The organism is Colwellia sp. KU-HH00111 (assembly GCF_040362745.1).
In the GTDB taxonomy this organism is placed as follows: domain Bacteria; phylum Pseudomonadota; class Gammaproteobacteria; order Enterobacterales; family Alteromonadaceae; genus Colwellia.
Genome location: NZ_BAABWO010000002.1, coordinates 62,592 through 88,620, shown reverse-complemented (window position 1 = coordinate 88,620; position 26,029 = coordinate 62,592). Strand labels below are relative to the sequence as shown.

Annotated in this window: 18 protein-coding genes; 6 read left to right on the top strand and 12 right to left on the bottom strand. The window is 38.0% G+C overall.

Translation table 11 applies throughout. The features are described 5' to 3' along the window. Window positions 1-5: 5 nt before the first annotated feature. The 4 genes from fadB to ABXG98_RS04660 form a co-directional block, all read right to left on the bottom strand. The gene (gene fadB, locus ABXG98_RS04675) at window positions 6-2,174 is read right to left on the bottom strand and encodes a fatty acid oxidation complex subunit alpha FadB (protein ID WP_353537537.1); all 2,169 of its coding nucleotides are present in this window, start codon (window positions 2,172-2,174) and stop codon (window positions 6-8) included. A 305-nt stretch (window positions 2,175-2,479) separates the two neighbouring features. Beyond that, window positions 2,480-3,238 (bottom strand): enoyl-CoA hydratase-related protein, encoded by a 759-nt coding sequence (locus tag ABXG98_RS04670; RefSeq protein WP_353537536.1) that lies wholly within the window; start codon window positions 3,236-3,238, stop codon window positions 2,480-2,482. A 115-nt stretch (window positions 3,239-3,353) separates the two neighbouring features. Beyond that, window positions 3,354-5,147: an acyl-CoA dehydrogenase C-terminal domain-containing protein gene (locus tag ABXG98_RS04665; RefSeq protein WP_353537535.1), complete on the bottom strand. Its 1,794-nt coding sequence runs from the start codon at window positions 5,145-5,147 to the stop codon at window positions 3,354-3,356. A 213-nt stretch (window positions 5,148-5,360) separates the two neighbouring features. After that, window positions 5,361-7,391 carry an oxidoreductase gene (locus ABXG98_RS04660; RefSeq protein ID WP_353537534.1) on the bottom strand — a complete coding sequence of 677 codons (2,031 nt, stop codon included), beginning with the start codon at window positions 7,389-7,391 and terminating at the stop codon, window positions 5,361-5,363. Between the two features lie 187 nt (window positions 7,392-7,578). Here ABXG98_RS04660 and ABXG98_RS04655 point away from each other — a divergent pair, with 187 nt between their 5' ends. Next, window positions 7,579-8,205, top strand: a complete 627-nt coding sequence (locus ABXG98_RS04655) for a TetR/AcrR family transcriptional regulator (RefSeq protein ID WP_353537533.1) — start codon at window positions 7,579-7,581, stop codon at window positions 8,203-8,205. Window positions 8,206-8,334: 129 nt separating this feature from the next. On the opposite strand, the gene ABXG98_RS04650 is transcribed toward ABXG98_RS04655, so the two are convergent. From ABXG98_RS04650 to ABXG98_RS04615, 8 genes are all read right to left on the bottom strand, one after another. Then, entirely contained in the window at window positions 8,335-8,502 is a 168-nt protein-coding gene (locus tag ABXG98_RS04650) for a helix-turn-helix domain-containing protein (protein ID WP_353537532.1), read from the bottom strand. A gap of 65 nt (window positions 8,503-8,567) precedes the next feature. Next, entirely contained in the window at window positions 8,568-9,914 is a 1,347-nt protein-coding gene (locus ABXG98_RS04645; RefSeq protein WP_353537531.1) for a DUF3422 family protein, read from the bottom strand. Window positions 9,915-10,217: 303 nt separating this feature from the next. Beyond that, complete coding sequence (locus ABXG98_RS04640) at window positions 10,218-10,460, bottom strand: sulfatase-like hydrolase/transferase (RefSeq protein ID WP_353537985.1); 243 nt, start codon at window positions 10,458-10,460, stop codon at window positions 10,218-10,220. Between the two features lie 150 nt (window positions 10,461-10,610). Continuing rightward, on the bottom strand, window positions 10,611-10,901 hold the full coding sequence (locus ABXG98_RS04635) for a hypothetical protein (protein ID WP_353537530.1): 291 nt from the start codon (window positions 10,899-10,901) through the stop codon (window positions 10,611-10,613). Beyond that, window positions 10,894-12,519, bottom strand: a complete 1,626-nt coding sequence (locus tag ABXG98_RS04630; protein WP_353537529.1) for a GMC family oxidoreductase — start codon at window positions 12,517-12,519, stop codon at window positions 10,894-10,896. The genes ABXG98_RS04635 and ABXG98_RS04630 overlap by 8 nt, the downstream gene beginning before the upstream one ends. A gap of 31 nt (window positions 12,520-12,550) precedes the next feature. Further along, window positions 12,551-14,524, bottom strand: a complete 1,974-nt coding sequence (locus tag ABXG98_RS04625; protein ID WP_353537528.1) for an alkyl/aryl-sulfatase — start codon at window positions 14,522-14,524, stop codon at window positions 12,551-12,553. A gap of 88 nt (window positions 14,525-14,612) precedes the next feature. After that, window positions 14,613-15,974, bottom strand: coding sequence for a DUF1329 domain-containing protein (locus ABXG98_RS04620; RefSeq protein WP_353537527.1), 1,362 nt, complete (start codon window positions 15,972-15,974; stop codon window positions 14,613-14,615). Between the two features lie 30 nt (window positions 15,975-16,004). Further along, window positions 16,005-17,864, bottom strand: coding sequence for a DUF1302 domain-containing protein (locus tag ABXG98_RS04615; RefSeq protein WP_353537526.1), 1,860 nt, complete (start codon window positions 17,862-17,864; stop codon window positions 16,005-16,007). A gap of 172 nt (window positions 17,865-18,036) precedes the next feature. Between ABXG98_RS04615 and ABXG98_RS04610 the strand changes: the two genes are divergently transcribed. The 5 genes from ABXG98_RS04610 to ABXG98_RS04590 all read left to right on the top strand — a co-directional run bounded on the left by ABXG98_RS04610 (window position 18,037) and on the right by ABXG98_RS04590 (window position 25,946). Next, the gene (locus ABXG98_RS04610) at window positions 18,037-19,062 is read left to right on the top strand and encodes an AraC family transcriptional regulator (protein ID WP_353537525.1); all 1,026 of its coding nucleotides are present in this window, start codon (window positions 18,037-18,039) and stop codon (window positions 19,060-19,062) included. 139 nt (window positions 19,063-19,201) lie between these two features. Continuing rightward, complete coding sequence (locus tag ABXG98_RS04605; protein WP_353537524.1) at window positions 19,202-20,392, top strand: WD40/YVTN/BNR-like repeat-containing protein; 1,191 nt, start codon at window positions 19,202-19,204, stop codon at window positions 20,390-20,392. Window positions 20,393-20,396: 4 nt separating this feature from the next. After that, window positions 20,397-22,760 (top strand): efflux RND transporter permease subunit, encoded by a 2,364-nt coding sequence (locus ABXG98_RS04600; RefSeq protein WP_353537523.1) that lies wholly within the window; start codon window positions 20,397-20,399, stop codon window positions 22,758-22,760. Then, a complete protein-coding gene (locus tag ABXG98_RS04595; protein ID WP_353537522.1) occupies window positions 22,760-24,175 on the top strand; it encodes a coniferyl aldehyde dehydrogenase in 1,416 nt (471 codons plus the stop codon). The genes ABXG98_RS04600 and ABXG98_RS04595 overlap by 1 nt, the downstream gene beginning before the upstream one ends. A 118-nt stretch (window positions 24,176-24,293) precedes the next feature. Further along, entirely contained in the window at window positions 24,294-25,946 is a 1,653-nt protein-coding gene (locus tag ABXG98_RS04590; protein ID WP_353537521.1) for an AMP-binding protein, read from the top strand. The last annotated feature ends 83 nt before the right edge of the window (window positions 25,947-26,029 follow it).

Below are 26,029 nucleotides of genomic sequence, written 5' to 3'. Positions count from 1 at the left end.
TAGACTTAAGCTGATTTAACATCGGTAAAAAAGTAAGATTTTCCTGATTTAGCCATTTTACGTAGGCCATCAGTCACATGATAAATTTCACCTAAGTCAGCATATTTATCAGCCATTGCGATAAAGTTATCTAAACCAAGAGTTTCTAAATAACGTATTGCACCACCTCTAAATGGTGGGAAACCAACGCCGTAGATTAAGCCCATATCAGCTTCAGCTGCAGTATCTACAACACCTTCTTCTAAACAACGAACCACTTCATTAACCATAGGGATCATCATGCGAGCAATGATTTCTTCACTGCTGAAGTCTTTTTTATCTGCACAATGTTGGCTAAGTAATTCATAAGTAACAGGAGATGGTACTTTCATTGGACGACCACGTTTATCTTTGATGTGGTCATAAAAGCCTTTGCCATTTTTCTGACCAAAACGTTCATTAGCATAAAGCGTACTTACTGGATCATTCGCTATTTTTTTCATACGTGTAGGGAAACCAGCCGACATAACACCAATACAGTGATCTGCGGTATCAACACCAACAACATCAAGTAAATAGGCAGGGCCCATTGGCCAACCAAACTGTTTTTCCATTACTTTATCGATAGCGGTAAAGTCTGCACCTTCAAGCACTAATTGACTACAACCAGCAAAGTATGGGAATAATACACGATTTACATAAAAACCAGGGCAATCATTAACGACAATTGGAGACTTACCCATTTTAGCGGCATAAGCAACAACAGCTGCTACTGTTTCATCAGAGGTATCTTTACCACGAATGACTTCAACTAATGGCATTTTGTTAACTGGGTTGAAAAAGTGCATACCACAGAAGTTTTGTGGACGTTTTACACTTTGCGCTAATAAATCAATTGAGATGGTTGACGTATTTGAAGTAAGAATAGCATCTTCATTTATTACGCCTTCAACTTCAGCTAAAACCATGCCTTTAACTTTAGGATTTTCAACAACAGCTTCAACAACAATATCTACGTCTTTAACACTGTCATAACTTAATGATGGAGTGATGTTGTTTAATACGCCAGCCATTTTCTTAGCATTCATACGACCACGTTCAACTTGTTTAGTTAAAATGCCCGTAGCGGTTGTTAAACCTAGATCGAGTGCTTGATCATTAATATCTTTCATAATGATCGGCGTGCCTTTATAAGCTGATTGGTATGCAATACCACCACCCATAATGCCAGCACCTAACACAGCCGCTTTATTGACTGATTTTGAAGCAAGTTTACTTGCTTTCTTCGCTTTGCCTTTGATCACTTGGTCTGCCATAAACAAACCAATTTGTGCTGTTGCTGCATCCGTTTTGGCTAATTTTGCAAAACCAGCATTTTCGGTAGCCATTGCACCAGTGCGATCTAAGTTAGCACTAGCAATCAATGTATTTATCATCACCATTGGTGCAGGGTAATGTTTACCCGCTTTAGCGGCAATCATACCTTTACAGGTAGTTGATGACATGATGAGTTCTGTCGGCGATAACTTTAATGCTTCCAATTTCGGCTGGCGTTTCGAGCGCCAATCTAGTTTGCCGTCAATTGCCAGTTTAAGCATGCTAATAGCAGCAGCATGAAGATTTTCTGGTTCTACAACGGCATCAATAGCACCTTGTGCTAGTGCAGCTGCAGGTTTAAATGCTTTACCCGTTGACATCCAAGTTGCCGCATTATCAAAACCAATAACGCGTGGAAGTCTTACTGTTCCACCAAAACCAGGCATCAATCCTAGTTTAACTTCTGGTAGGCCGATACTGGCATTAGTCGCTGCGACGCGGTAGTCACATGCTAGTGTCATTTCACAACCACCGCCTAAAGCAATGCCGTTAATAGCAGCTATAGTGGGCAGTTGAATATCTTCAAATGAATCGAAAACATCAGATGCTTTCTTTGCCCAAGATGCTAACTCATCTTCAGGCTTACTAAATGAGGTTAAAAATTCTGTGATGTCTGCGCCAACAATAAATGTTGATTTGCCAGAGGTTACGATAACGCCTTTAGCTTCACTGCAATTGTTAATTGCTGCAACAACCTCGATATACTCTTTAAAAGTTTCCTGATCGAACTTATTTACAGATCCTTTAGCATCGAACTTAAATTCAACAATGCCGTCATCCAGTAGTTCGACAGAAAGATTTTGACCTTGAAATAACATGTCTAACTTCCTCGTTTAATGGGGTAAAAATAGGGGTTGATATTAATTAAATAGCAATATAACTATCAGTTTTTATAAAATTTGGCGATTGAGTATGCCTTGAAAAAAGTAAACACAATCGTTTTAATTGGACGTTTCATTTTTAAATTATATGAAAAGTAAATCCTTATAATAATGCTAATTATTTGTACGTAACAATAAAGTTGAAATACCTAACATAAAACTTTAATGACTTTAAACCATAAGTTTAGAAAATTATGCAGCGAGAGAATAAAATGCTGCCATCAACTCTCACGTTCTATCATCTATCTTTTTAAGAAAGCGGAAAATGCGGCTTTAGCTTCATCTGACTGTAATCTTTTTGCGAACACTTCAGCTTCTTTCTGAATCAATTCAATAATTGTAGGAGCCTGGTCTGCTTTTAATAATTTTTTAGTTTCAATCAAAACATCAATCGAATTTTTCGCTAGTTGTTGTGCGCAAATCATTGCAGCATCCCAATTACTTTCTGCATCTTTGTTTACTTGGTTGATTAAACCACAAGTAAGCGCTTCATCCGCCAAAATATTACGTCCTGTAAGTAGCCATTCATTCGCTTTCAAACTACCACAACGCTCAGCTAACAATTGGCTTGATCCCCCTTCCGGTGTCAGCCCTAATTTAATAAAAGGTACTGAAAACGTAGTATTTGCAGCCGCATAAACGAGATCACAATGCAGTAACAACGTACTGCCAATACCAACAGCTGCGCCATTGACTGCAGCAATAATAGGCTTGGTTAATCTGGCTAAAGTGACTAAAAACTGGATAACGTTACTTTTATCATTAAATTCAATTTCGAGAAAGTCAGCAAGATCATTACCAGCACTAAAGTGTGGACCACTGCTTCGTAATAGGATCACTTTAATTGCAGTGTCATTTTCAGCCTGTTCTAACTTTTCTATGAGGCTGCCATACATATAATCAGTTAAAGCGTTCAGCTTATCAGGACGGTTAATCTGGATTTCCAAAACGCCACTATTAGCATTGGCTAATATAAGTTCATTGTTTGAATTAGTTTGCATTATTTATTTTCCTATAAATATATAAGGGGATATACCTCTTCACTGAAAACAGCAAAAATAAAATTCAATAATATAGATACATCCGCGATATTAATCATTACATGTGATTATTAACCTAAAATAAAAATTCGTCTTCATCATGTGCCATCATACTTATGCCACCCGAATGAATACAATCCGCATGACCATTTGCTCTTGGTAAAATACGATCAAAGTAAAATTTAGCTGTTTTTATTTTGGCTTGATAAAATTTATCATCTGTACCTGCTGCAATTTTTTCTAATGAGACTTTAGCCATTTTTGCCCAAAAATAAGCTAATACCACATAGCCGGAATACATCAAATAGTCAACCGATGCTGCGCCTATTTCATCAGCGCGTTCATTCGCTTTATTACCTATATTTTCGGTAAGTTTTTTCCAGTCATCAGCATATTTCATCATAGGCGTAATAAAGGCTAACATTTCTGAGTTAGTAGAGTTTTGCTGACAAAATTCAGCCACTTCATTAGCAAATGGCTTCATGATTTCACCTTTAGTGCCTAACACTTTACGCGCTAATAAATCTAACGCTTGAATACCTGTAGTGCCTTCATAAAGCATACTGATACGTGCATCACGCATTAATTGTTCCATTCCCCATTCTTGAATGAAGCCATGGCCACCAAAAACTTGCACTCCATGACTGGTTGCTTCAAAACCTAGCTCTGTAAGAAAAGCTTTTGCTATGGGTGTTAGTAAGGATAACTTACTTTCTGCAATTGCTTTTATTTCTGGTTTTTTTTCTGCATGAGTACTATCAACTAACTGCGACAAGTAACCAACGAATGCTCGACCGCCCTCAGCAATTGACTTTTGAGTTAACAACATTCGACGAACGTCTGGATGTACTATTATTGCGTCTGCTGGCCCATTAGGATTTTTCACCCCTGAAAGAGAGCGCATTTGTAAACGATCTTTTGCATAAGCTAATGCCCCTTGAAAAGAAGCATCAGCAGAGGCCACTCCTTCATTTGCAACATTTAGTCGTGCTGCATTCATAAAGGTAAACATACAGCTTAATCCTTTATTGGCTGTACCAATTAAATACCCTTTAGCACCGTCGAAATTCATCACACATGTGGCATTCGCATGAATGCCCATTTTGTGTTCAATAGAACCACAACTTACACTGTTTTTCTCTTCAATATCTCCTGAAGCAGAAATATTAAACTTAGGAACTGCGAATAGTGAAATACCGCGCGTTCCTTCAGGTGAACCAGGAATTCGAGCGATTACAATATGAATAATATTTTCAGATAAATCCTGTTCGCCACCTGAAATAAATATCTTAGTACCTGTAATAGCATACGTTCCATCTTCATTTAATTCTGCTTTTGTTCTTAGTAAGCCCAGATCAGTACCACATTGCGGTTCGGTTAAGCACATTGTGCCAGTCCAAGTCCCTTCAACAAGCTTTGGCATAAACATCGCTTGCTGCTCTTGGGTACCATGAGCTTCAATGGTTGCCGAAGCACCATGGCTTAAGACCGGATAAATAGAAAAGCTATTGTTTGCGGCTGCGACTATTTCAGTGACATGACTATTTAATGAATAAGGTAATCCTTGACCACCGAACTCAGTACGATGCGTAAGTGTAGGCCAACCTCCTTCAACATATTGTTGATATGCTTCTTTAAATCCCGTTGGCGTTGTTACTGTTCCATTTTCCCACCGACAACCTTCTTTATCACCTGTTGCATTAATTGGCGCAATAACGTTTTCTGAAAACTTTGCAGCTTCTGACAAAATAGCATCAAGCATATCTGGAGTAGCATCTTGATAACCTAAATGTTGATAGTGTTCATTACAATTAAGTAACTCCTGCATTACAAACTTAGTATCTCTTAAAGGGGCATTATATTCTGGCATTATTAATCTTTCCTTAAAATAAGTAAGGTAGAAGCTGAAGTTCACATGTAAGAGTAGCGATTAATTTGTAATCACTACGGTTGCAAGCGCATGGCCTTGCTTAATGTAATCTTCAGTTTATTGTCACACAACAAATGTAAATTTACGGGTATGTGACATATTTGTGATAATTTAAACTTAAAGCGCCTAAGTCGCTTTAAGTTTCGAACGGTTTTATAACGTTTTAGCGAATTCTAACCCTGCAGCGAAGGCATTCTTCGCGTCCATGCCACGCGCATCTTTTGCAGCACCAATAACATGAACGTTAATACCGCTATTTTCGAGTTCACTCACAAGGTTATTACGAGGTTTTTGTCCTGCACAGACAATCACCGTATCGACATCTAAAATTTTATTCTCGCCTTGGTGAGTAATGTCTACGCGATTTGAATCAACTTGGTTGAAAGTAACACCGCCCCACATTCTAACTTGACGCTTTTTCAAAACAGTACGGTGAATCCAACCTGTAGTTTTACTTAATTCAGCACCCACTTTCATATCTCTAACTTCAAGCATGAAGATTTCGCGATCAACAAGTGGTGTTGATTGTGGTTCAATAATACCGCCTCGGGTTTCAAAATTACTGTCAACACCCCATTCTGCCATAAAGGCTTCTTTGCTTTGTTGTTGATGCCCTTCATGCTCAGTAAGAAACTCTGCTACGTCAAAGCTAATAGGGCCTCCACCAATAATTGCAACGCGTTTTCCTACCGCCTTTCGGTCAACTAATACATCAAGGTAATTCAAATATTCGGCCGTTTCTGTGCCGGGAATAGGTGGTGTCCAAGGAACTACACCTGTGGCTACGACAACATCGTCATACCCTTCCTTAAGTAATTGCGCTTTAGTCGCTGTTTGTCCTAAGCGAACATCTACTTCTGCACGTTCAAAACGATGTTTAAAATAACGTAAGGTTTCAAAAAATTCTTCTTTACCTGGAATGCGCGCAGCAATTTCAAACTCACCACCCAAGGTGTCGCGTGATTCTAATAGTGTTACCTGATGACCACGTTCCGCAGCAATTGCTGCGACAATCATTCCTGCCGGGCCTGCCCCCACTACAGCAATTTTTCTAGGTTGCTGTGTTGGTTGTGCCTCCACTTCGTATTCTTTACACGCAAGTGGATTAACAAGACAGGTGGTTAGTTTTCCTTCAAACACTTGGTCAATACAGCCTTGGTTACAACCAATGCACGTATTGATTTCATGTGATCTACCTTGCTCAGACTTTATTACAAAATCAGGATCTGCCAAGAAAGGACGCGCCATTGAAACCATATCTGCTTGTCCGCTAGCGATAAGTTCTTCCGCAACTTCAGGGGTGTTAATTCGGTTACAGGTTATAACAGGTGCGCTAACTTCCTTACGTAATTTCGCAGTTACACCACTAAAAGTTGCCCGTGGTACGCCTGATGCAATGGTAGGCACACGTGCTTCATGCCAACCAATACCGGTATTAATAATATTAATACCGAGTTTTTCAATTTCTTTTGCCAACGTAACAACTTCTTCCCAACTACTGCCACCTTCAACTAAATCGAGCATAGATAAACGGTAAATAAGAATAAATTTTTCACCAACATTTTTCCGTACGCGGCGAATAATTTCTAATGGGAAACGAATACGATTTTCAAAAGAACCGCCCCATTGGTCAGTTCTTTGGTTGGTTCGTTGCGCTATAAATTGGTTGATCAGATAACCTTCTGAACCCATTAATTCAACACCATCGTAACCAGCCAATTTAGCTAATTCAGCCGAACGAACATAATCATTAATTTGTTGTTCAATTTCATTATCTGATAATTCTTTAGGGACATAAGGGTTGATTGGCGCTTGCAGTGCTGACGGAGCAACTAATGCTTTGGTGTAGGCATAACGACCTGTATGTAAAATCTGCATACAGATTTTACCACCTTCAGCATGCACAGCATCAGTTAGCAACTTATGTTGAGGTATTTCTGATTCGTCATCCATACACGCAGCACCCTCAAATACAACACCGCTTTTGTTTGGCGCAATCCCACCTGTAACAATCAAACCAACACCGCCACGTGCACGTGCCGCATAAAATTTAGCTAGCTTCTCATATCCACCCGGAATTTCTTCTAGATTAGTATGCATAGAACCCATCAATATACGGTTTTTTAGTGTAGTAGAACCTAAATCAAGTGGAGTAAATAAATTTGGAAAATGCTGTAGAGACATAAAATCACCCTTTCATTACAAAAATAGTGTCAACCATTTGCTATAGAAAGAGATAGAAACAATTTCCTTTACCTCTAACTTGACACTGTCAAACAAGTGAAACATAAGGTACAATTAAAATAAGACACTGTCAAGATCGTTTATTATTAATTAGACAACCACATCATTCACTGATAGATTCACATCCATGAAAAATTCCCCATCAAAATCAAAATATCACTACGGTGATTTGCGCAATACCCTACTTAAAGTAGCAAGCGAAATGCTTAAAGAAGGCAGTATAGAAGATATTTCTCTTCGTAAATTATCTTCTCGTGTAGGGGTTTCTCGAACTGCCCCCTATCATCATTTTAAAGATAAACATGCCTTACTTTGTGGTATTGCAGAGGCAGGATTTGCACAATTAGATCACATGAACAAGAAAACGTTTAATAACAATAGCTTTTCGATGAAGGAGAGGTTCTCCATATATATTCATCAATATGTTAATTTTGCCAAAGATAACGCTGAACTATATGAGTTGATGTTTGGACGTACTATTTGGAAACAAAAGAACAGTACTCAAGAATTAAAAGACATTGCTTATCCTTGTTTTCAATATCAAGTTGATATGATCAATGAATGGCAAAAATTAAAGTTATTAGATAGCGTAAATAGTGATGAAAATGATGCTTTGCGTGTGTCACAAGTACTATGGGGTACTATCCATGGTATAGCTAAATTATTAATTGACGGTATTTATACGGACGTCGGCCATGTTGAAGAAATATGTAATAAAGCCGTAGACATATTTTTAGCCAACTCTAGAAAATGATTTAGACTATACAGTGGGTGAACACGTTAATTTTTACAAAACCTACCTTTAGGGTCTCGTACGTAGGTATAGTATTTTTATTCAATTGTCGGATCGGTCCGAAGACTTGGATTTTCAGGACAAGGTCGGTTATTGATTAACCCTTTTCACCAAATTTTTGTAAGATCGCTTCCACCGATAAAATGCTTCCCTTGATATACCTAAATAGCGGCATATTTTTGCTACGTTCTTAATTCGTTCTGAATGTACAAATATTTTTAATTTACGAGAAATATCACGTTGAGCTTTAATATTCATAATCTATACATCATACAGTTATTATAATAATATTACTGTCAACTGTATCATTACATATATCTGTATTATTTTAACCCTTTCATTAAGCGCTTATGTACTAAACGGGTGGCAACAAAAACAATACCAATAACAATAGGCACAGCAAAACCACTTACAAGCTCATGGTTATATTCAACTCCGAGCTCAGGTAATGAACTTAGCATAGTTTCAAACAATTGCATGCCGTAATAGCTTATCGCGGCAACGGATAAACCTTCAACAGTTTGTTGTAAACGCATTTGAATGTTGGCACGCTGATTCATTGATTTTAGTAAGGTTTGGTTTTGCTCCTGAAGTACCATTTCTACACGTGTACGTAATAAATCACTAGCACGGGTGACTCTTCTAGAAATATCTTCTAAGTGATTCGACGCCGTTTGACAGGTTTTAACTGCAGGTGTAATTCTACGCATTAAGAACTCTTGCATAGTCATATAACCTGGGATTTCTTCTTCTTTTAGCTCTTCCATCCGTTGTAATGCTACATCGTAATACGCATTAGTGGCCGAGAAGCGGTAGGTACTTTGACTACGATAATCTTCCACTTTTGCCGCTATTTTAGATACTTGTGTTAGTAGCTCTCTATCGCTTTTATCAGTGCCTAATGCGATGTAAGTAGTAACTTGTTGCAGCTGTATGTCTAGTTGATTAAGCTCACTATTAATTGCTTGAGCCAACGGTAAACCCAATGTTGCCATCAAACGGTACGTATCAAGCTGTAATATTTGTTGTACTAAGCGCCCAAGCTGTGCCGCTGATAAGCCCTGCTGGTATATCAGAAAACGGCCAAAGCCATCATCATGTAATTTAAATGAACTCCACACTTTGGCCTGTGAATTTACGGGAGCACTGGCTATCAATGACATATTGTCAAAAAATTGTTCAACCTTGTGTGTTATCGCACTGTCGATATTTTCACATTCTATGATCAAATGCACAGCAGCGATCAATTGGCCGGGCATTTTCTCAAGCCAATTACTGGGGACATAATCAATAGCATTTTTAATAAAGGGTTGATCAGTTAATGGTGCTTGGTGAATAAAAGTATAGGTGGAATATTCTAAATGACGTTCCCATCGAAGGCCGAATAGACCAAAGTCTTGATAAAAACATGGCATTGACTTCGCAGGTGAGTTTACTTGAAATCTATTACATAACAGTGAGATAAATTCATGTTCTTGCTGCTTTAACTTCCCTTGATGCTGAATAGCCATATTTGTGAGTTGAGCAGGGGGTGATATTGATGGAAAAGGCCTATTGTGTAATTCATTATAAAGCCTTTCACGTAGCGGGTGAGTCGATACTTTACTCAATAAGGATAAAGGTAACACAGCACTTTCAGATAATTCATTAGATATTAATTTATTTAACAACGTACCACTCTCCACTCTATTTATGTTTAGACTTTATCTGGATTCATATGAGTCATTTTATGAAAGTATTAGCCAATACAAGATAGTCTCTTTTGAAAAAAATATTTTTTACTTCAATGTACAAACATTGAAGACCTGCTTATCCGTCGTACATCGGCCTTTCTATTATATTTATGTCGTTCTACTTATTTGGATATAATAGATTAAGACGTACTAACATTTTAACCGACTTAATTCCAATTTAACCTGTTCAACGATCCCTTAGAGTAAAAGTGTTTTTTTGTAATATTTATCCTGATTTAGCTAAACTTGCGCTACTACCAGAGATGGAGACCAATCGAATTTTGATGCCCTTAGCAATTTTCGTTCAACCCTGCTAGAGTCTGGGATTAAAATGCGCAGCCCGTTAGGAACCGATGCTTCCGCACTGTTATCTGATGTGAAAACAAATACCGTATTTTTATGTTCACCAATATCTTTTAAGGGTTGAATTAGTCGGCCAATATGATGATCCATTGCATCAACCATTCCAGCATATACAACAATACTGTTAGCGTGATATTTCTTGTAGTCTAAATGCTAATAAATCAGCCTATATACAGTCTTATTTTTCCCTGCGCTTAAGTCTTTTCAGAACGAATAAAAAACCACAGTCAGTTTCCTGGTTGTGGTTTTAAATCCATTATAGGAAGAGACCTATTTATCTCCCTGACTAAGTTGCTTATTTTTTTTGAGTAAAGGTAACCAATAACTAAACCCCCAAAGCATGGTTTGTACAAAGCTCATATCAATTGTGCTTTTACTTTTTACTTTAGTTTTCATCGCAAAAAACTCAAGCAAGTGTACCAAAAGCACAACACCCGCTAAGGCTAAAACATAAGGTTGATATTCGAATGATAGTGGTGACAGGGACAATAGCCCTAACAGAGCAAATACCCATAATCCTATCAACGCAGCTTTAGTGCTATATACGATTAAATTAAGCAAGCTTTTTGTCTTGAGAGTCGGCTAAAATCATGTCTGCTGCTTTTTCACCAATCATAATCGTTGGCGCATTTGTATTGCCGCTGACTATTTTTGGCATGATAGAGGCATCAGCTACCCTTAATCCTTGTATGCCGTATACTTTCAAATTTGTATCAACTACTGCCATTTTATCTTCAGCGGTTCCCATTTTGCATGTTCCACAAGGGTGGTATTGAGTATCGGCACGATTACGAATATCTTGTACTAACTGCTCATCATTACCAACGTGATAAAGCATGTTTTTACGAATCTTATCGAAAGGTTTTCCTTCAAGAATAGTTTGCATTTTTTTAGCTCCATTTTTGATCACTTCCATATCTTTTTTATGACTAAAAAACTTAGGATCAATAACAAGAGAATCGTTGGGGTTTTTACTGTGCAATTTGACTTCGCCGACACTATCCGGCCGTAAAACGGTTATATGGCAGCTATAACCATGACCTAAGTTTACTTTTCTGGCGTGATCATCAACAATACCAGGTACAAAAACAAACTGTGCATCAGGGGCAACAGTATGTTCTTCTGTGCTAAAAAAAGCGCCTGATTCAGCAAGGGTACTGGTGATTTTACCTGTTCGTTTGCTTTTCCATTCAAACAAAGACTTGCACATACTCATGCCACCGGTAACAGATAAACCAAAAGTATCATCACTACTAGCTACTTTAAAGGTTTGCACATAATCAATATGGTCTTGCAAATTTTGACCGACACCCGGTAAATCATGGACACAAGTTATGCCTTTTTCAGTAAGGTGTTTACTGTCACCAATGCCTGATAGCATCAATATTTGTGGTGAACCAAAAGCACCACTACTCAGAATAACTTCTTTATTACAGTGAATATCAAACGCTGTTTTATTTTTTTGATAACGTACGCCTATCGCTTTTTTACCCTCTAGCAATATTTTTTCTGATAACGCATGGGTAATAACAGTTAAATTACTTCTGTTCCTATTTGGCGTTATAAAAGCTTTTGCAGCACTGCAGCGTTCGCCTCCCTTAACAGTACGTTGGTACATAAAACTACCATTTTGGTCAGCACCGTTATAATCAAAATTTTTCTTAATCCCATGCTCTTCACATGACTTAATAAACATTTCATTTAATGGACTTGCATCAGTAGCATTACTCACTCCTAAAGGTCCATCTGTGCCATGATAACTATTTTCAAGCCCTTCATTACCTTCAGATTTTATAAAATAAGGTAACACATCTTTGTAAGACCAGCCTTCATTACCTAACGCTGCCCAGTTATCATAATCCCACTGATTTCCTCTGACATACAACATGGCATTTGTAGACGAGCTTCCACCTAAAGTTTTCCCTCTAGGTTGATAGCCTTTTCTACCATTTAAACCGGGTTGAGGAACCGTTTCAAATGCCCAGTTATTGAGCTTGGTTGGTAACATTGCTGCTACGCCAACAGGAGCATGAATAAAAATACTTTTATCAGGCCCACCTGCTTCAAGAAGGCAAACTGAAACATTTGAATCCTCAGACAATCTAGCGGCCAAAGCGCAACCAGCAGACCCCGCGCCAACAACAATATAATCAAATGTATTCTTTTGTGATTTTTTCATTTTTCAACCTACAATTCATTACGCTTAACGTTTATGGGGTAACAATATTGAACCAAAAAGGAAATTCATCCATCATCATTAACAATTGACCAAGTACTTTGCCATTGCCATCAAGTTTCATTGCGCCTGATTGAACTAATTGCTGAAATGATTGTTGCTTCATCAATAAAAGGTCTAAATCTGTTCGATTGATAGTAACCGTTAAATCTGCCTGTTCATCTTGAATATTTTCAATATTATTCAAATGAGCATTTTTCAATTCTAGTAAAAACCTTTCGTTGCGGTCAGGGAAAACAAAGTTGATTTTTAACTTTTGATTCAATGCTTTATCAGTATTTAATCGAACACCTAGGAAGTCAAAAATCAGTTCGCTGCTCATTGCTGCGATCATATCTGGACCCGCTTTTGTTGCCTTAGCGGTTGTCGGTAATCCGTAACGTAATTCAAAAGCCGCAGCCAAATAACTATTTCTCCAACCCGCATTTTCAGCTTGATAGCCTAATTGCTCTAAAGTGTCTGCTTGTAAATGTTTTGCTTTTTCATTTTCTGGTTGAGCAAAGATCAAATGATTAAGTAATTCCGCTACCCAGCGATATTCGCCTTTTTTAAAAGCTTTGTTCGCTTGGCTTAATATATTGTTTGCGCCCCCCATTAACTCAACATACTTTACTGATGATTCACTAGGACTCAATTTATTAAGGTTGGCAGGGTTAGAATCATAAAAGCCAAGGTATTTATTGATAATGCCTCTTACATTATGAGAATAAGAGCCATGATAACCTCGGTTATACCATTGGTGAGCTAATACATCAGGTACCGATAATTGATTGTGTATTTCGTTAATAGTGACGCCTTTATTAGCAAGGTTTAACGTTTTATCATGCAAGTAACCGTACATATCACGTTGTTTCTCTAACACTTCAACAATGTAGTCTTTACCCCATCTTGGCCAAGAGTGTGATGCAAACATCACCTCACTATCGTTAGCAAAACGGTATATTACTTTATTGATATACTTACTCCATGCTTGAGCATCACGCACTTCAGCGCCGCGTAAGGTATAAACATTATGTAATGTGCCGGTAACATTTTCAGCTAACCACAAGGTTTTGAACTGTGGAAAATAGGTATTCATTTCAGCAGGAGATTCAGTACTCGGTGTGTTTTGCATCACCATTTCAATACCATCAACGATAATGGTTTCTTCATCAGCCAAAACTTCTTTAGTGGGTGCAATCAAACTGATTACACCTGTAGATAAACCTTTACCAATAGCTGCATCAACTTGGCCCCTTGCACCTTTATCAAGTGCATTACCGTATTGATAAGTTGCACGGCGTGTCATCGCATTGCCTGCAAGAACATTTTCTTTAATGGCGTGTTCCATAAAACCACGTGGTGCAATAATTTGTACTTCACCAGAATCAACTTGTGCTTGGCTAACAACACCTTTAACGCCACCAAAATGGTCAGCATGAGCGTGACTATAAACTACAGCTTTGACTGGAAATTGACCAAGCTCTTGGGTAACAAGCGCTAATGCTGCTCTAGAGGTAGCAGCGGTTAAGAGTGGATCAAAAATAATCCAACCACTATCCCCTTTAATAAAGGTAATATTGGCAAGGTCATACCCTCTAACCTGATAAATACGATCTGTTACTTGATACAAGCCGTAAGCCATATTTAACTGAGCTTGACGTAACAAACTTGGATTAACGCTATCTATATTTTTGTTATCCAGTAAAAATTGATAGTTACCTAGTTCCCAAACAACATTACCCTGTTCATCTTTAATAGAAACTTTTTCAGGGCGCTTAATTAAGCCTTTTTCAACCAAAGAAAAATCAAGCTTATCGCTAAAGGGTAAACTTTCCAGTAACGCTTCTTGATGCGCTATCGTATACTTACTCGCTGGTTTTAATGTCGTATTAGCGTTTACTGCACCAATCGAACTCAATAAAACCCCATATAAAACACTAAAAAATATAAATTTATGTTTCAACATATTACTTATCCTAAACACATGATTGAAAAAACTGATGAATATCTCACTATCATTAGTTGAGTATTCACCAGCTCGATTTTATTAAAAACTAACGCCCTAGACGTCTAAGTGCTGAAGTAGAAAAATCTTTTCTTTTAACTTTTTTACCCCAAGTAATAAACGCTGGCTCTTCATTACTTAAACCCGTTACCAAATATCGACCAGAATTTAAGTCATGGATTGTTTCAGCAACCATCCATGGGGTATTCACATCATAATATTGAATGTTATGGGCTTCTGATAATTTCCATAGCTCACCACGGCCATCATATTGATCAATAACCGATGCGCCCCAGGTATCTTCATCGATAAAGAAAGTACGTTTCGCATAAATATGTCTAGCGCCTTCTTTTAGAGTCGCCTCAACTTGCCAAACACGGTGTAACTCATAACGTAAATAGTCAGCATTCAAATGACCTTTTTGTATCACGTCATCATATTTTGCGGTGGTATCAAGTAAGTTATAAGAGTTATAAGGAATATAAAGCTCTTTTTTACCAACTAACTTCCAGTTATAACGATCTGGTGCACCGTTATACATATCAAAGTTATCAGCCGTTCTTAAGCCATCAACACCTGCCGCTGGACCATCATAAGCCACATTAGGCGCACGACGTACACGACGTTGGCCGGCATTATAAACCCAAGCTTTACGTGCTTCTTTAACTTGATCTATCGTTTCATGCACCATTAAAGCAGTACCTGTTAAGCGCGCTGGGGCTGTGATCTGTTGTAAGTAATAAAAAAGTATATTGTTATCTTTTTTCGCATCACGGCCGCCTTTTAAAAACTCAGGCCATACCAACTGATCATTCATTTTTACGGGTACAAATGATCCATTAGATTGCACAGGAATAGTTGTTATAAAACGTTTAGCTGTGCCGCCACGATAACGAGTGATGTGATTCCAAATTACCTCTGAGCCATTTTGAGCAATAGGAAAAGGAATCGCTGTATCAAAGTTAGCGATACCATTACCCGATTGCACCAGTTCAGCCGTTGTCGCATTTTTCTTCACGACATCATAAAGTTCATCTGAATATGCGGCCGTTCTTTTGGTTTTATAAATAGGCATTTTATAGTCTGCATATTTTTCAAACATAGCTATTTGACCCGCACTTAAATTAGCTTTGTATTCATTAAAATTAGCACTTGTTATTTCGAATAGCGATTTTTCTTGTGAAAAAGGATTATCAGGGCGTCCACTGTTTTTACTTTTAGTAGTATTTTTACTGGTTAAACCACCTTTCCACGCAGGAATTGTACCCGCAGCATTAGCTTCCATTTTTGCACCTAATGGTGTCAGGCTTTTGCCTAATTTATTGGCTTCTTCTTGACTAACTTTTGCAGAGGCAGAAGTAGTTACCAGTGATAACATCAGTAAACTTGCTGTTGTAATATATTTTTTCATGATGATTCTCTTTAATGTTTTACAGTGTAATTAATACGAAATGCCAAATGACAGCGAGATTAAGTCTTTATCTTCTAAAATATTATGACTACCGCCTGAATAGTTGTTGTAACCTACCGTTAACGTATATTTTTGCTGATATGATGCTTCTAATGAAAAACCTAGGTTTTTGCGCCCTTCATGAAATTGTTGGGCTGGATCAGGCGAATAACCACTAACATCGTGCGCCCAAGAAAGAGTAGGTTTTAACGATATGCCGGCAAATACATCAGAATATTGCCATACACCACGCATGCGATAACCCCATGCACTCTCTGTAACAAAACCATCGGTACGACAATCACCCGATATATTCCCTGCAGCGAGAAGGTTGGTACAATTTAAACCGCCACCGGCATCAAAATCACCCAAACCAAAGACTGAGTTTCTCCCGTAATGTTGATCAGAATCTTCAACGCCATCAGTTAAAATCACACCGACTTCTGCAATAACAGTTAACCGAGAAGCGCCCATAGTATTTTCAAAAAACTGAATAGCTGTCATCTGCAATTGCGTCACATCAAATTCATCCCAACCTTTAGCTACTTCACCATATTCAACTGCGGTAATTCTTGGGGTATAGCGTAAGAAAGGAGCTTCAGATAACGCACCATTAAGTAATTCTGGTCCACTAATTTGAACCGGCGTATCAGGTTTATAAGACACTTCACCGGATAAAGCCACACCAGCAACGTTGGTAGCAAAACTTACACCGTAAAACTTCAAGTCTTCAGGAAAATCAATGTTATAACCAGGGTTAAATGGCGCGAAACCACCCGCTGCAGGGTGCGATTTAGGTACAAAAACTGGCGCGTTGGCTATGTCATCACCTGTAGCCGTAACATAAGCAGGAGGAATACGGGTACGAACCGTGTTAATAAGCGGCAGGCGAGAATGAATATTCATATAATAGATACCAAACTCAGTATCATTTAATGCTTCAGCATAATAACGCGCGGCTAAACCATACTGACCACCGTTATCAGGTTCCAAATCCGTTTTTCTTTCAGCGGCAAGGCCTGCAGCTAATCCCGCTTGATCGCCAAAAGGACCAACAGAGACAAAGTTACAGCCCGAGGCTGCAAAGTCAGCACCTGAAAAGTAGGTACCACAACCATCAATCTGAGTTTTCTCCCACTCATATTGATAAAAACCTTCAATACTCAAGTTTTCAGTAATACCAGCATTCGCATATAACATGCCTACAGGTAAAATACCTTCTTTTAAATCAGCACCTGGGCGTCTTAACGCTGCCACATCAAATGGGTTTGATGAATTCATGCCACCTTGAATGAAAGTACTTTCGCCCCAGCTAACCACTTGACGACCTAAACGGATATCTACTGGCGTATCAGCTAAATCAAACGAAGCATAGAGATAAGCATCTAATAAAGTGATGCCAGAGAATTTAGTATTATCTTCAAAACCATCGTCACTTAAGGGGGTGTTTGGGGTATAACCATTGATTGAATTACCGTGATTTACATCACCCTTTTCAAGCGCATAATCATACCAATATTTAAAACGAACAAAGGCTCCAAAGTCGTCTTTGCTTAATTGAATATCATGTACCCCTTTAATAATTTGCGAGTAGGCATCATGTTTAGAATAGTTTAAATTACCATCATCTGTCGTGGTTGTGGCGCCAGTTCCACCGTTACTTTTACCAATAAACCTCGAATCAGCATCGCCGAGCCTCCAGCTTGAACCAATATCTAATTGTGAGTTAATTTGTAGTAAAATGTCATCATCTTCACCAAAGGTGAAGTCTACCGCCTGTGCTGAAGAAGCACTAAATGCCACAGCAACAATCAGAGCTAACCGATTGATTTTAAGATTGTTATTTATCATGTTATTCGCCTATCATTATAGTTATAATACTTATTGTAATGTTTGTTGCACACTTACATTACGACAATGATTTGATTAATATTTCGCTAAATGTGCCAACCTCTTGTCATTTCGTGCAAAACTCGTAAAATGGAAAAGACCTAAATAAAAATAGAAAAATATAGGAAACTTAGTGGAAGATTATTACTCAACATTAATTGGCTGGATGATCCCTATTTCAAAGGCAATGGAAGCTCAGAAAATAGATGTTTCATTAGCACTTAAAGAGTGCAATATGTCTCAAGATGTTGTAACCGATCAAGAATCACGTATTGCTGCGGAAAAATTTTCTGATTTGATAGCATATTGCAATACAAAATTGTCACGCCATGATTTTTCTATTTTAATAGCCGAACAATTTCATCCCGGTATGTTTCATGCGCTTGGTTATGCCATGATGTCATCAAACACCTTGCAAGATGCCTTAGAGCGTATTGCTCATTACAAACGTGTAGTGTCAAATACATGTCAATTGATTACTTACGAGAAAAATAAGCAATTAGTTTTTGAAATGGATGTTGTCACCTACGAAGGGACAAATCGCCCAGTATTATCACATTCAGCTGTAGAAACTTTTTTAGCAACCTTAATACGTTTTGCTCGAGAATTGGTGACGTTAAATTTTTCACCAATAAAGGTTTATTTTACCTGTTCGAAACCCACTCATGATATCAGCTACCTCGAAGATTTCTTTCTCTGCGAAATAGAATTTGATTGCGAGAAAAACGCGATTATTTTTAACCTTGAACAAGCACAAGAAAAACTATTGTGTGGCAATCCTTTAATCACCCACAGCCACGAAAAAATGCTTGATGAATTTATGGCAAGGATTGATAAAGATGATTTAACCCATGTTATTAAAAATAAAATTTTTGACTTGTTGCCGTTGGGTGCTCCCTCACAAACGGATATAGCCGAAGATCTCGGCATGAGTTTACGTAACTTACAAAGAAAACTGCATGACCAAGGCACAAGTTATAAAGAAATCTTAGAAAATACCCGTAAAAAGCTAACAATGGACTATATTGAACAACAACACTTAAGTCTCAGCGAAATTGGCTACTTGGTCGGTTTTTCCAGTGTTGGTAACTTTAATCGCGCTTTTAAACGTTGGACAAATCAAACACCGGGTGATTATCGACAAGGTAAAAAAAGTTAAATTTTTTACTTAGCCCTATAAAAAATGAGCCAAAGATTTGCTGTGTTGCAAAGATAATCATTTGGCACGTTTAACACATCTCAAGCTAACTTTATTCATCAATACTAATAAGTATCACACTTTTACTTATTAGGTTTTTATGCGTATACCTTACACCTCCCTTAGCAGAATGAGCCTATTGTTCATTGCATTGCTTGGTTCACTTTTTACTGTAGCTCAAGCAAATAGCTCCTCAGATTTACTAGAATTGCCCTCTAAAAGCAGTTCCTTAGCCCATAAAAGTGTATTGATGGCCATGATGCCAAACAATAACGCTATTTTAGTTGTTGGTGAACGTGGACATATTATCAATTGGCATAACAGTACTAACTGGCAGCAGGAACAATCACCGGTAAGTGTTGCAATTACCGATCTCACACTATTATCTGATGGCAGTAAAATTGCCGTTGGTCATGACGGTGTCATTCTCAAAGTTGATAGTGGCAGCACTACTTGGCGTAAAGTATTCACGGGGACAGAAATAACACAGTTCAAAATTGCGCAATTGAACAAGCAACTAGAATCCTTAGATCGCGTTATATTGAAAACTCAAGATGAAGATGAACTTGAAGAATTAACCTACCAACGTGAAGATTTAACCTTCACGATTGATGATAACCAAGTAGAATTAAAATCTGGGCCAAATAAACCCCTATTATCTGTCACTAGTACGTCGAATGATACCTTATTTGCTACCGGAGCCTACGGCATATTACTGCGTAGTAAAGACCAAGGTGAAACGTGGCAGTTAGTCAGTGATAAACTTGAAAACCCAGATAGTTATCACCTCAATGCAATTATAACCACCGCAGATGATCAGCTTTATATTGTAGGTGAAAATGGCACTGGGTTTCACTCTACTGATCTTGGTCAAACATGGTCTGTAATGGCATTACCTTATGATGGTAGTTTGTTTGGCATTATTGCTAACACTGCCGGACATACCCCTTCAACTGATAATACCCATTCCACAAAAAATAAAGTACAACTTGTCGCTTTTGGTTTACAAGGCAATATTATGGTATCCCTTGATGGAGGAGAGCATTGGCAACATACAAAACTACCCAATAATACCAGTTTACTTGGAGGCAACTTTTCTAAGCAAGGCGATGCTTTTTTAGTTGGTCATGGTGGTGTTATTGTTAGTTTTTCTCCTGAAGATTTAACTTCATTGGCGATAAAAAAACATCCCTCAGGTGCTGCACTTTCGAGTATTTTAATTAAAGAAAACTCGCTAATTCTTGCTGGACAATTCGGTATTTCACAATGGCCAATTAAGGATGAGGAGTAAGCTCATGTCGAAGAAAAAAAACTCACATTCACCCACTGCATTAGAGCAAATAATAGAAAAATTTGTTTTTAAACATCGTGCATTGATGATGACAATAATAGTGACCTGTATTGCCATGTTAACGCTTCAAGCCGTTAAAGTGAAACCTGAAGCTAGTTTCACTAAAATGATCCCCGGCTCTCACGCTTATGTAACAAATTTTTTAACCTACAAAAAAGAGCTTGCTGATTTAGGTAATGTCATTCGTATTGTGGTGGAAAATACTAATGCTGATAGCCAAAAAAATGATATTTTTAATGCTGACTTTCAGCAAACATTAAAGCAAGTAACCGATGAGGTTTTCTATATCCCTGGCGTAAGTCGCGATGGTTTGAAATCATTATGGACACCCAATGTTCGCTGGCAAGAAGTCACGGAAGAAGGTTTTGTTGGTGGTACTGTTATTCCTGATGGTTACGACGGCTCTGCTGAAATGATTGAACGTGTTAAAACCAATGTCTTTAAGTCAGGACAAATTGGCGTGCTCGTCGCGAATAACTTCCAATCAGCGATTATAATAGCACCGCTGCAAGACATTAACCCTAAAACAGGTTTACCACTAGATTACCGCGAATTATCTAATATTTTAGAAGAGAAAATTAGAGACAAATACAATAGCGATAATGTCACTATACGTATTGTTGGCTTTGCCAAAGTGGTCGGTGATTTAATTGATGGCGCTTTGCAAGTTGTTGCTTTTTTTGTTTTAGCTGTTGTTATTACCTTTGTTTTACTTTGGCTTTATTCACGCTGCTTACGAAGCACAATATCGGTATTAGTTTTTTCAATTTTCGCTGTATTTTGTCAATTAGGCATTCTTAATTTACTTGGTTTTGGTATTAACCCTTACTCTATGTTGGTGCCTTTTCTTGTCTTTGCCATTGGTGTGAGTCATGGCGTACAAATTATCAATTCCATCATTCATCATAGTGTAACCGGCGCGAGTAATATCGACTCTGCCAAACTGGCTTTTCGCTCACTTTATATTGCAGGCATAACCGCTTTAGTCAGTGATGCAATCGGCTTTACTACCTTGATGATCATCGATATAGCAGTAATTCGTGAATTAGCCATCGCTGCCAGTATTGGTGTCGCTATTATTATTGTCACCAATTTAATCGCTTTACCTATTTTAATGAGTTACATCGGTGTTTCACCAGCAGGCTTAAAATATGCACAACAGTCAGCGCACAAAACAGGTATTGTTGAAAGTTTGTTTAAAAATTTCGCTAAACCAACACTCGCAAAAATAGCTTTATTCGTGGCGGTATGTTGTTTAGCACTGGGATTGTACTTTGCACAATCGATGAAAATTGGCGACTTAGATGCTGGCGCACCAGAATTAAGACCTGATTCACGTTATAACTTAGATAACGCCTACATTGTTGATAATTACAGTACGAGTACAGATTTGTTTGTCATCATGGTGAAAACTGATGTTGAGCAGTGTGCACAATATCAAACGTTAGTTTGGGTCGATCAGTTCCAATGGCAGTTACGTAATGTTGAAGGTGTTCAAGCAGTTAAATCTGTCGCAGATGTATCAAAATTTGGCCTGTTTGGCATGAATGAAGGCTCATTAAAGTGGTATGGCTTAAATCGTAATCAATTAATGACGAATGCTTCGCTATCTAAAACACCACAAGGACTGATGAATAAAGACTGCTCGATGGTTCCTGTTCTTGTTTTCCTTAATGATCATAAAGCACAAACTCTTGAAAATGTGGTCAAGGCCGTAGAAAAATTTAACGATGAAAACCAAGTTGATGGTATTGAATTTCTGATGGCTGCGGGTAATGCCGGCATAGAATCTGCCACTAATATGGTGATAGAAGAAGCCGAAACAGAAATGTTAATTTGGGTTTACTCTATTGTGATCATTATCTGTTTAATCACTTTTAGAAGTGGCCGCATCGTTATATGTATTATCACGCCATTAATTTTAACCAGCATTATGAGTCAAGGTTTAATGGGCATATTAGGTATTGGCGTAAAAGTAGCAACCTTACCTGTTATTGCCTTAGGAGTAGGTATTGGAGTTGATTATGGCATTTATATTTTCAGTAAAGTTAAAGAAGCCCTAGGTCAAGGAAAATCCTTATACATGACATACCGCTACGCATTAAACCAAACAGGTAAAGCCGTGGCTTTCACTGGCATTACCTTAGCCATAGGCGTAGCTACTTGGGTATTTTCACCAATAAAATTTCAAGCGGATATGGGCATATTACTCACCTTTATGTTTATTTTTAACATGTTGGGTGCACTTACACTTATCCCTGCTATTGCTTGGTTATTCAATATTAACTCTCATCGGACTACAAAATAATGATCGAAATTACATCACAAGAAGCATTAGCAGAAACGTTTTTACAACAAAAAGCCCATTTTGCTAGCAACACTTATCCAAGCTATCAAGATCGTATTAGTGATCTAACTAAATTGAAGGCGATTCTTATTGATAATCAAGAAGCCTTTATTGACGCAATGAGTAAAGATTTTGGCCACCGAAGTGCAGATGATACTAGGCTAGGCGATATTCTTAGCTCGGTTATGGGAATCAACTATGCGATAAAAAAATTAAAAGGTTGGATGAAGCCTGAAAAAAAGCATATAGGTATATTATTTCAACCTGCAAAAGGTAAAGTAGTTTTTCAACCTAAAGGAGTAGTTGGGATTATTGCACCGTGGAATTACCCTGTATTTTTAGCTTTTGGCCCATTAACTACGGCATTAGCTGCGGGTAATACCGCCATGATAAAAATGAGCGAATTTACGCCTCATACCAATGTTTTATTAGCTGATTTAATAGCAAAACACTTTTCCCATAAACAAGTTGCTATTGTTTGTGGTGAAGCTGAGATGGCCGCAGCTTTTTCAAGTGTAGCTTTTGATCACCTGTTCTTCACCGGTTCAACCGGTGTCGGCAAATTGGTGATGAAAGCCGCTGCTGAAAATTTAGTACCAGTCACCTTAGAATTAGGCGGAAAATCCCCGACAATTATTGATGAAAATATTGATATAAAAGTCGCGGTAAGTCGATTAATTTTAGGAAAAACCCTTAACTCAGGGCAGACGTGTGTCGCACCAGATTACATTTTCTGTCCCGAGAATAAAGTAGCAGAATTAACCCAAGCCTTCAAAGACGCTTATCAAAATATGTATCCTAATACTCAGGATAATACCGATTGCACATGCATCATCAATAAGTCGCAGAAAGCACGAATCGATGATTTATTAACGGATGCCAAAGCAAAAGGTGCCAATATAATCCCGTTAACGGCAGATAGTGGTGATAATTCATCAAGAAAAATGCCCTTAACAATACTAACCAATGTCAATGACGATATGAGCGTGATGCAGCAGGAGATTTTTGGCCCGTTGTTACCCATTATTGGTTATAAGAAAGTTGAAGAAGCTATTACTTATATCAATAGCAAACCCAGACCACTTGCCCTATATATTTGCAGTTTTAATAAAGCATTTCAGCAATATATTTTACTCAACACTCATGCTGGTGGTGTATGTATTAATGATGCTGCATTTCATGTTATTAATGACGATTTACCTTTTGGCGGTATTGGTGCATCTGGCATGGGGCAATATCATGGTAGTGAGGGTTTCAAAACCTTCTCCCATGGTAAAGCGGTACTTTCACGAGGACGCATTAGTTTGGGAGCATTATTGTTCCCTCCCTTTGGCAAAAAGATTCACCAACTTGTCTATAAACTATTTATTCGTTAAACGTTTATAAACTCAACACTATTTTATTTTTTAACACTAATTATACTGCTTTATTTCAGTGCTTGTTCTACTCTATTTATTATACAACTGAAATAAACTAGACATTTAAGGAAAACACATGACTAAGCCTTGGTTTACAAATTATCCTGACAACATATCTCATAATATCGATTTAACTCGCCATTCTTCTTTGGTGGATTTATTTCATAAAACAATTAATAAATATAAAAATCAAACCGCCTATAGTAATTTTGGCGTAGAGTTAACCTTTGAGCAAGTAGATGAGCTATCGCGAGATTTTGCAGCTTACTTACAGAGTAAATTAAACATTGCTAAAGGTGAGCGTGTCGCACTTATGTGTCCAAACACGTTATGTTTTCCAATCGCGATGTGGGGCATCATTCGTGTTGGCGCAGTACAAGTAAATGTTAACCCTATGTACACCCCACGAGAGCTTAAACACCAACTTAATGACGCCCAAGTTGATACCATAGTCATATTTTCATCTTCAACTGAAATGCTAGCTGATATTATCGATCATACTGGTGTTAAAAATGTTATTACGGTTAACTTAGATGATTTAGCAAACAAAGGTTTACCGTGCGCTCCTGTGGATGAACGTTTAACCCAAACCATTAGTTTCACTGATGCCTTAACTCAAGGTAAAGATAGTGAGCTATCTGAGCCAACCCTATGCCAAGATGATTTACTATTCCTCCAGTATACTGGCGGTACAACGGGGCTATCAAAAGGCGCGATGCTCAGCCATGGCAACTTAATCGCTAATATATTGCAATATCAAGAGTTTACCAAAAACAATATTCATTATGGTAATGATGTTGTTATTACCGCTATTCCGATGTATCACATCTTTGCTTTGATGGCGAACACGCTAAGTTATTTCTACTTTGGTGCTAAAAATGTTTTGGTGACTAACCCACGTGATATGGCAAGCTTTGTAGAAATATGGAAAAACACACCTGCAACGATGTTTACGGGGGTAAACACCTTATTCAACGGTTTATTACATACTCCCGGTTTTGAAAAAGTTGATTTTTCTTCCCTAAAACTTTGTATTGGCGGCGGCTCAGCAGTGCAAAAAGCGGTAGCTGATAAATGGCAACACGTTACGGGTGTCAAACTGCAAGAAGGTTATGGGTTATCAGAAACTTCTCCTGTGTTAACGTTAAATTTTGGTAATGCAGATCAAACTGAAGAGGTGCCGGGTATTGGCGTTCCAGTACCTAATACGGATATTTCAATTCGTGATGATTTTGGTAATGATGTTGCGCAAGGTCAAACGGGGGAATTATGCGCTAAAGGTCCACAAATCATGTCTGGTTATTGGAATAATACTGAAGCGACTGCGGCTTGTATGACAGCAGATGGTTATTTCAAGACGGGTGATATAGCCATGCTAGACGATAAAGGATTTTTCCATATTGTGGATCGCAAAAAAGATATGATTAATGTCTCTGGTTTTAATGTTTACCCTAACGAAATTGAAGCTGAAGTAGCGAATATGCCCGGCATATTAGAGTCGGCCTGTGTTGGCGTGGACAATGAGAAAACTGGCGAAGCAGTGAAGCTGTTTGTTGTTACGGATAAAGAGTCTCATGATTTCACAAACATGACTGAGCAAGATGTTATCGAATTTTGTCGACAAGGATTAACCTCTTATAAAGTGCCTAAAGAAGTAGTCTTTATTGATGAAATACCAAAATCTACCGTAGGTAAATTATTGCGTAGAGAGTTAAGGAAAGATAAATAGTAAAATGTAGTTTAAATTGGCTCGAAAACACTCTTTTTTGAGATTATTACCGGGTATCAAATAACACTTGATACCCGGTGTAG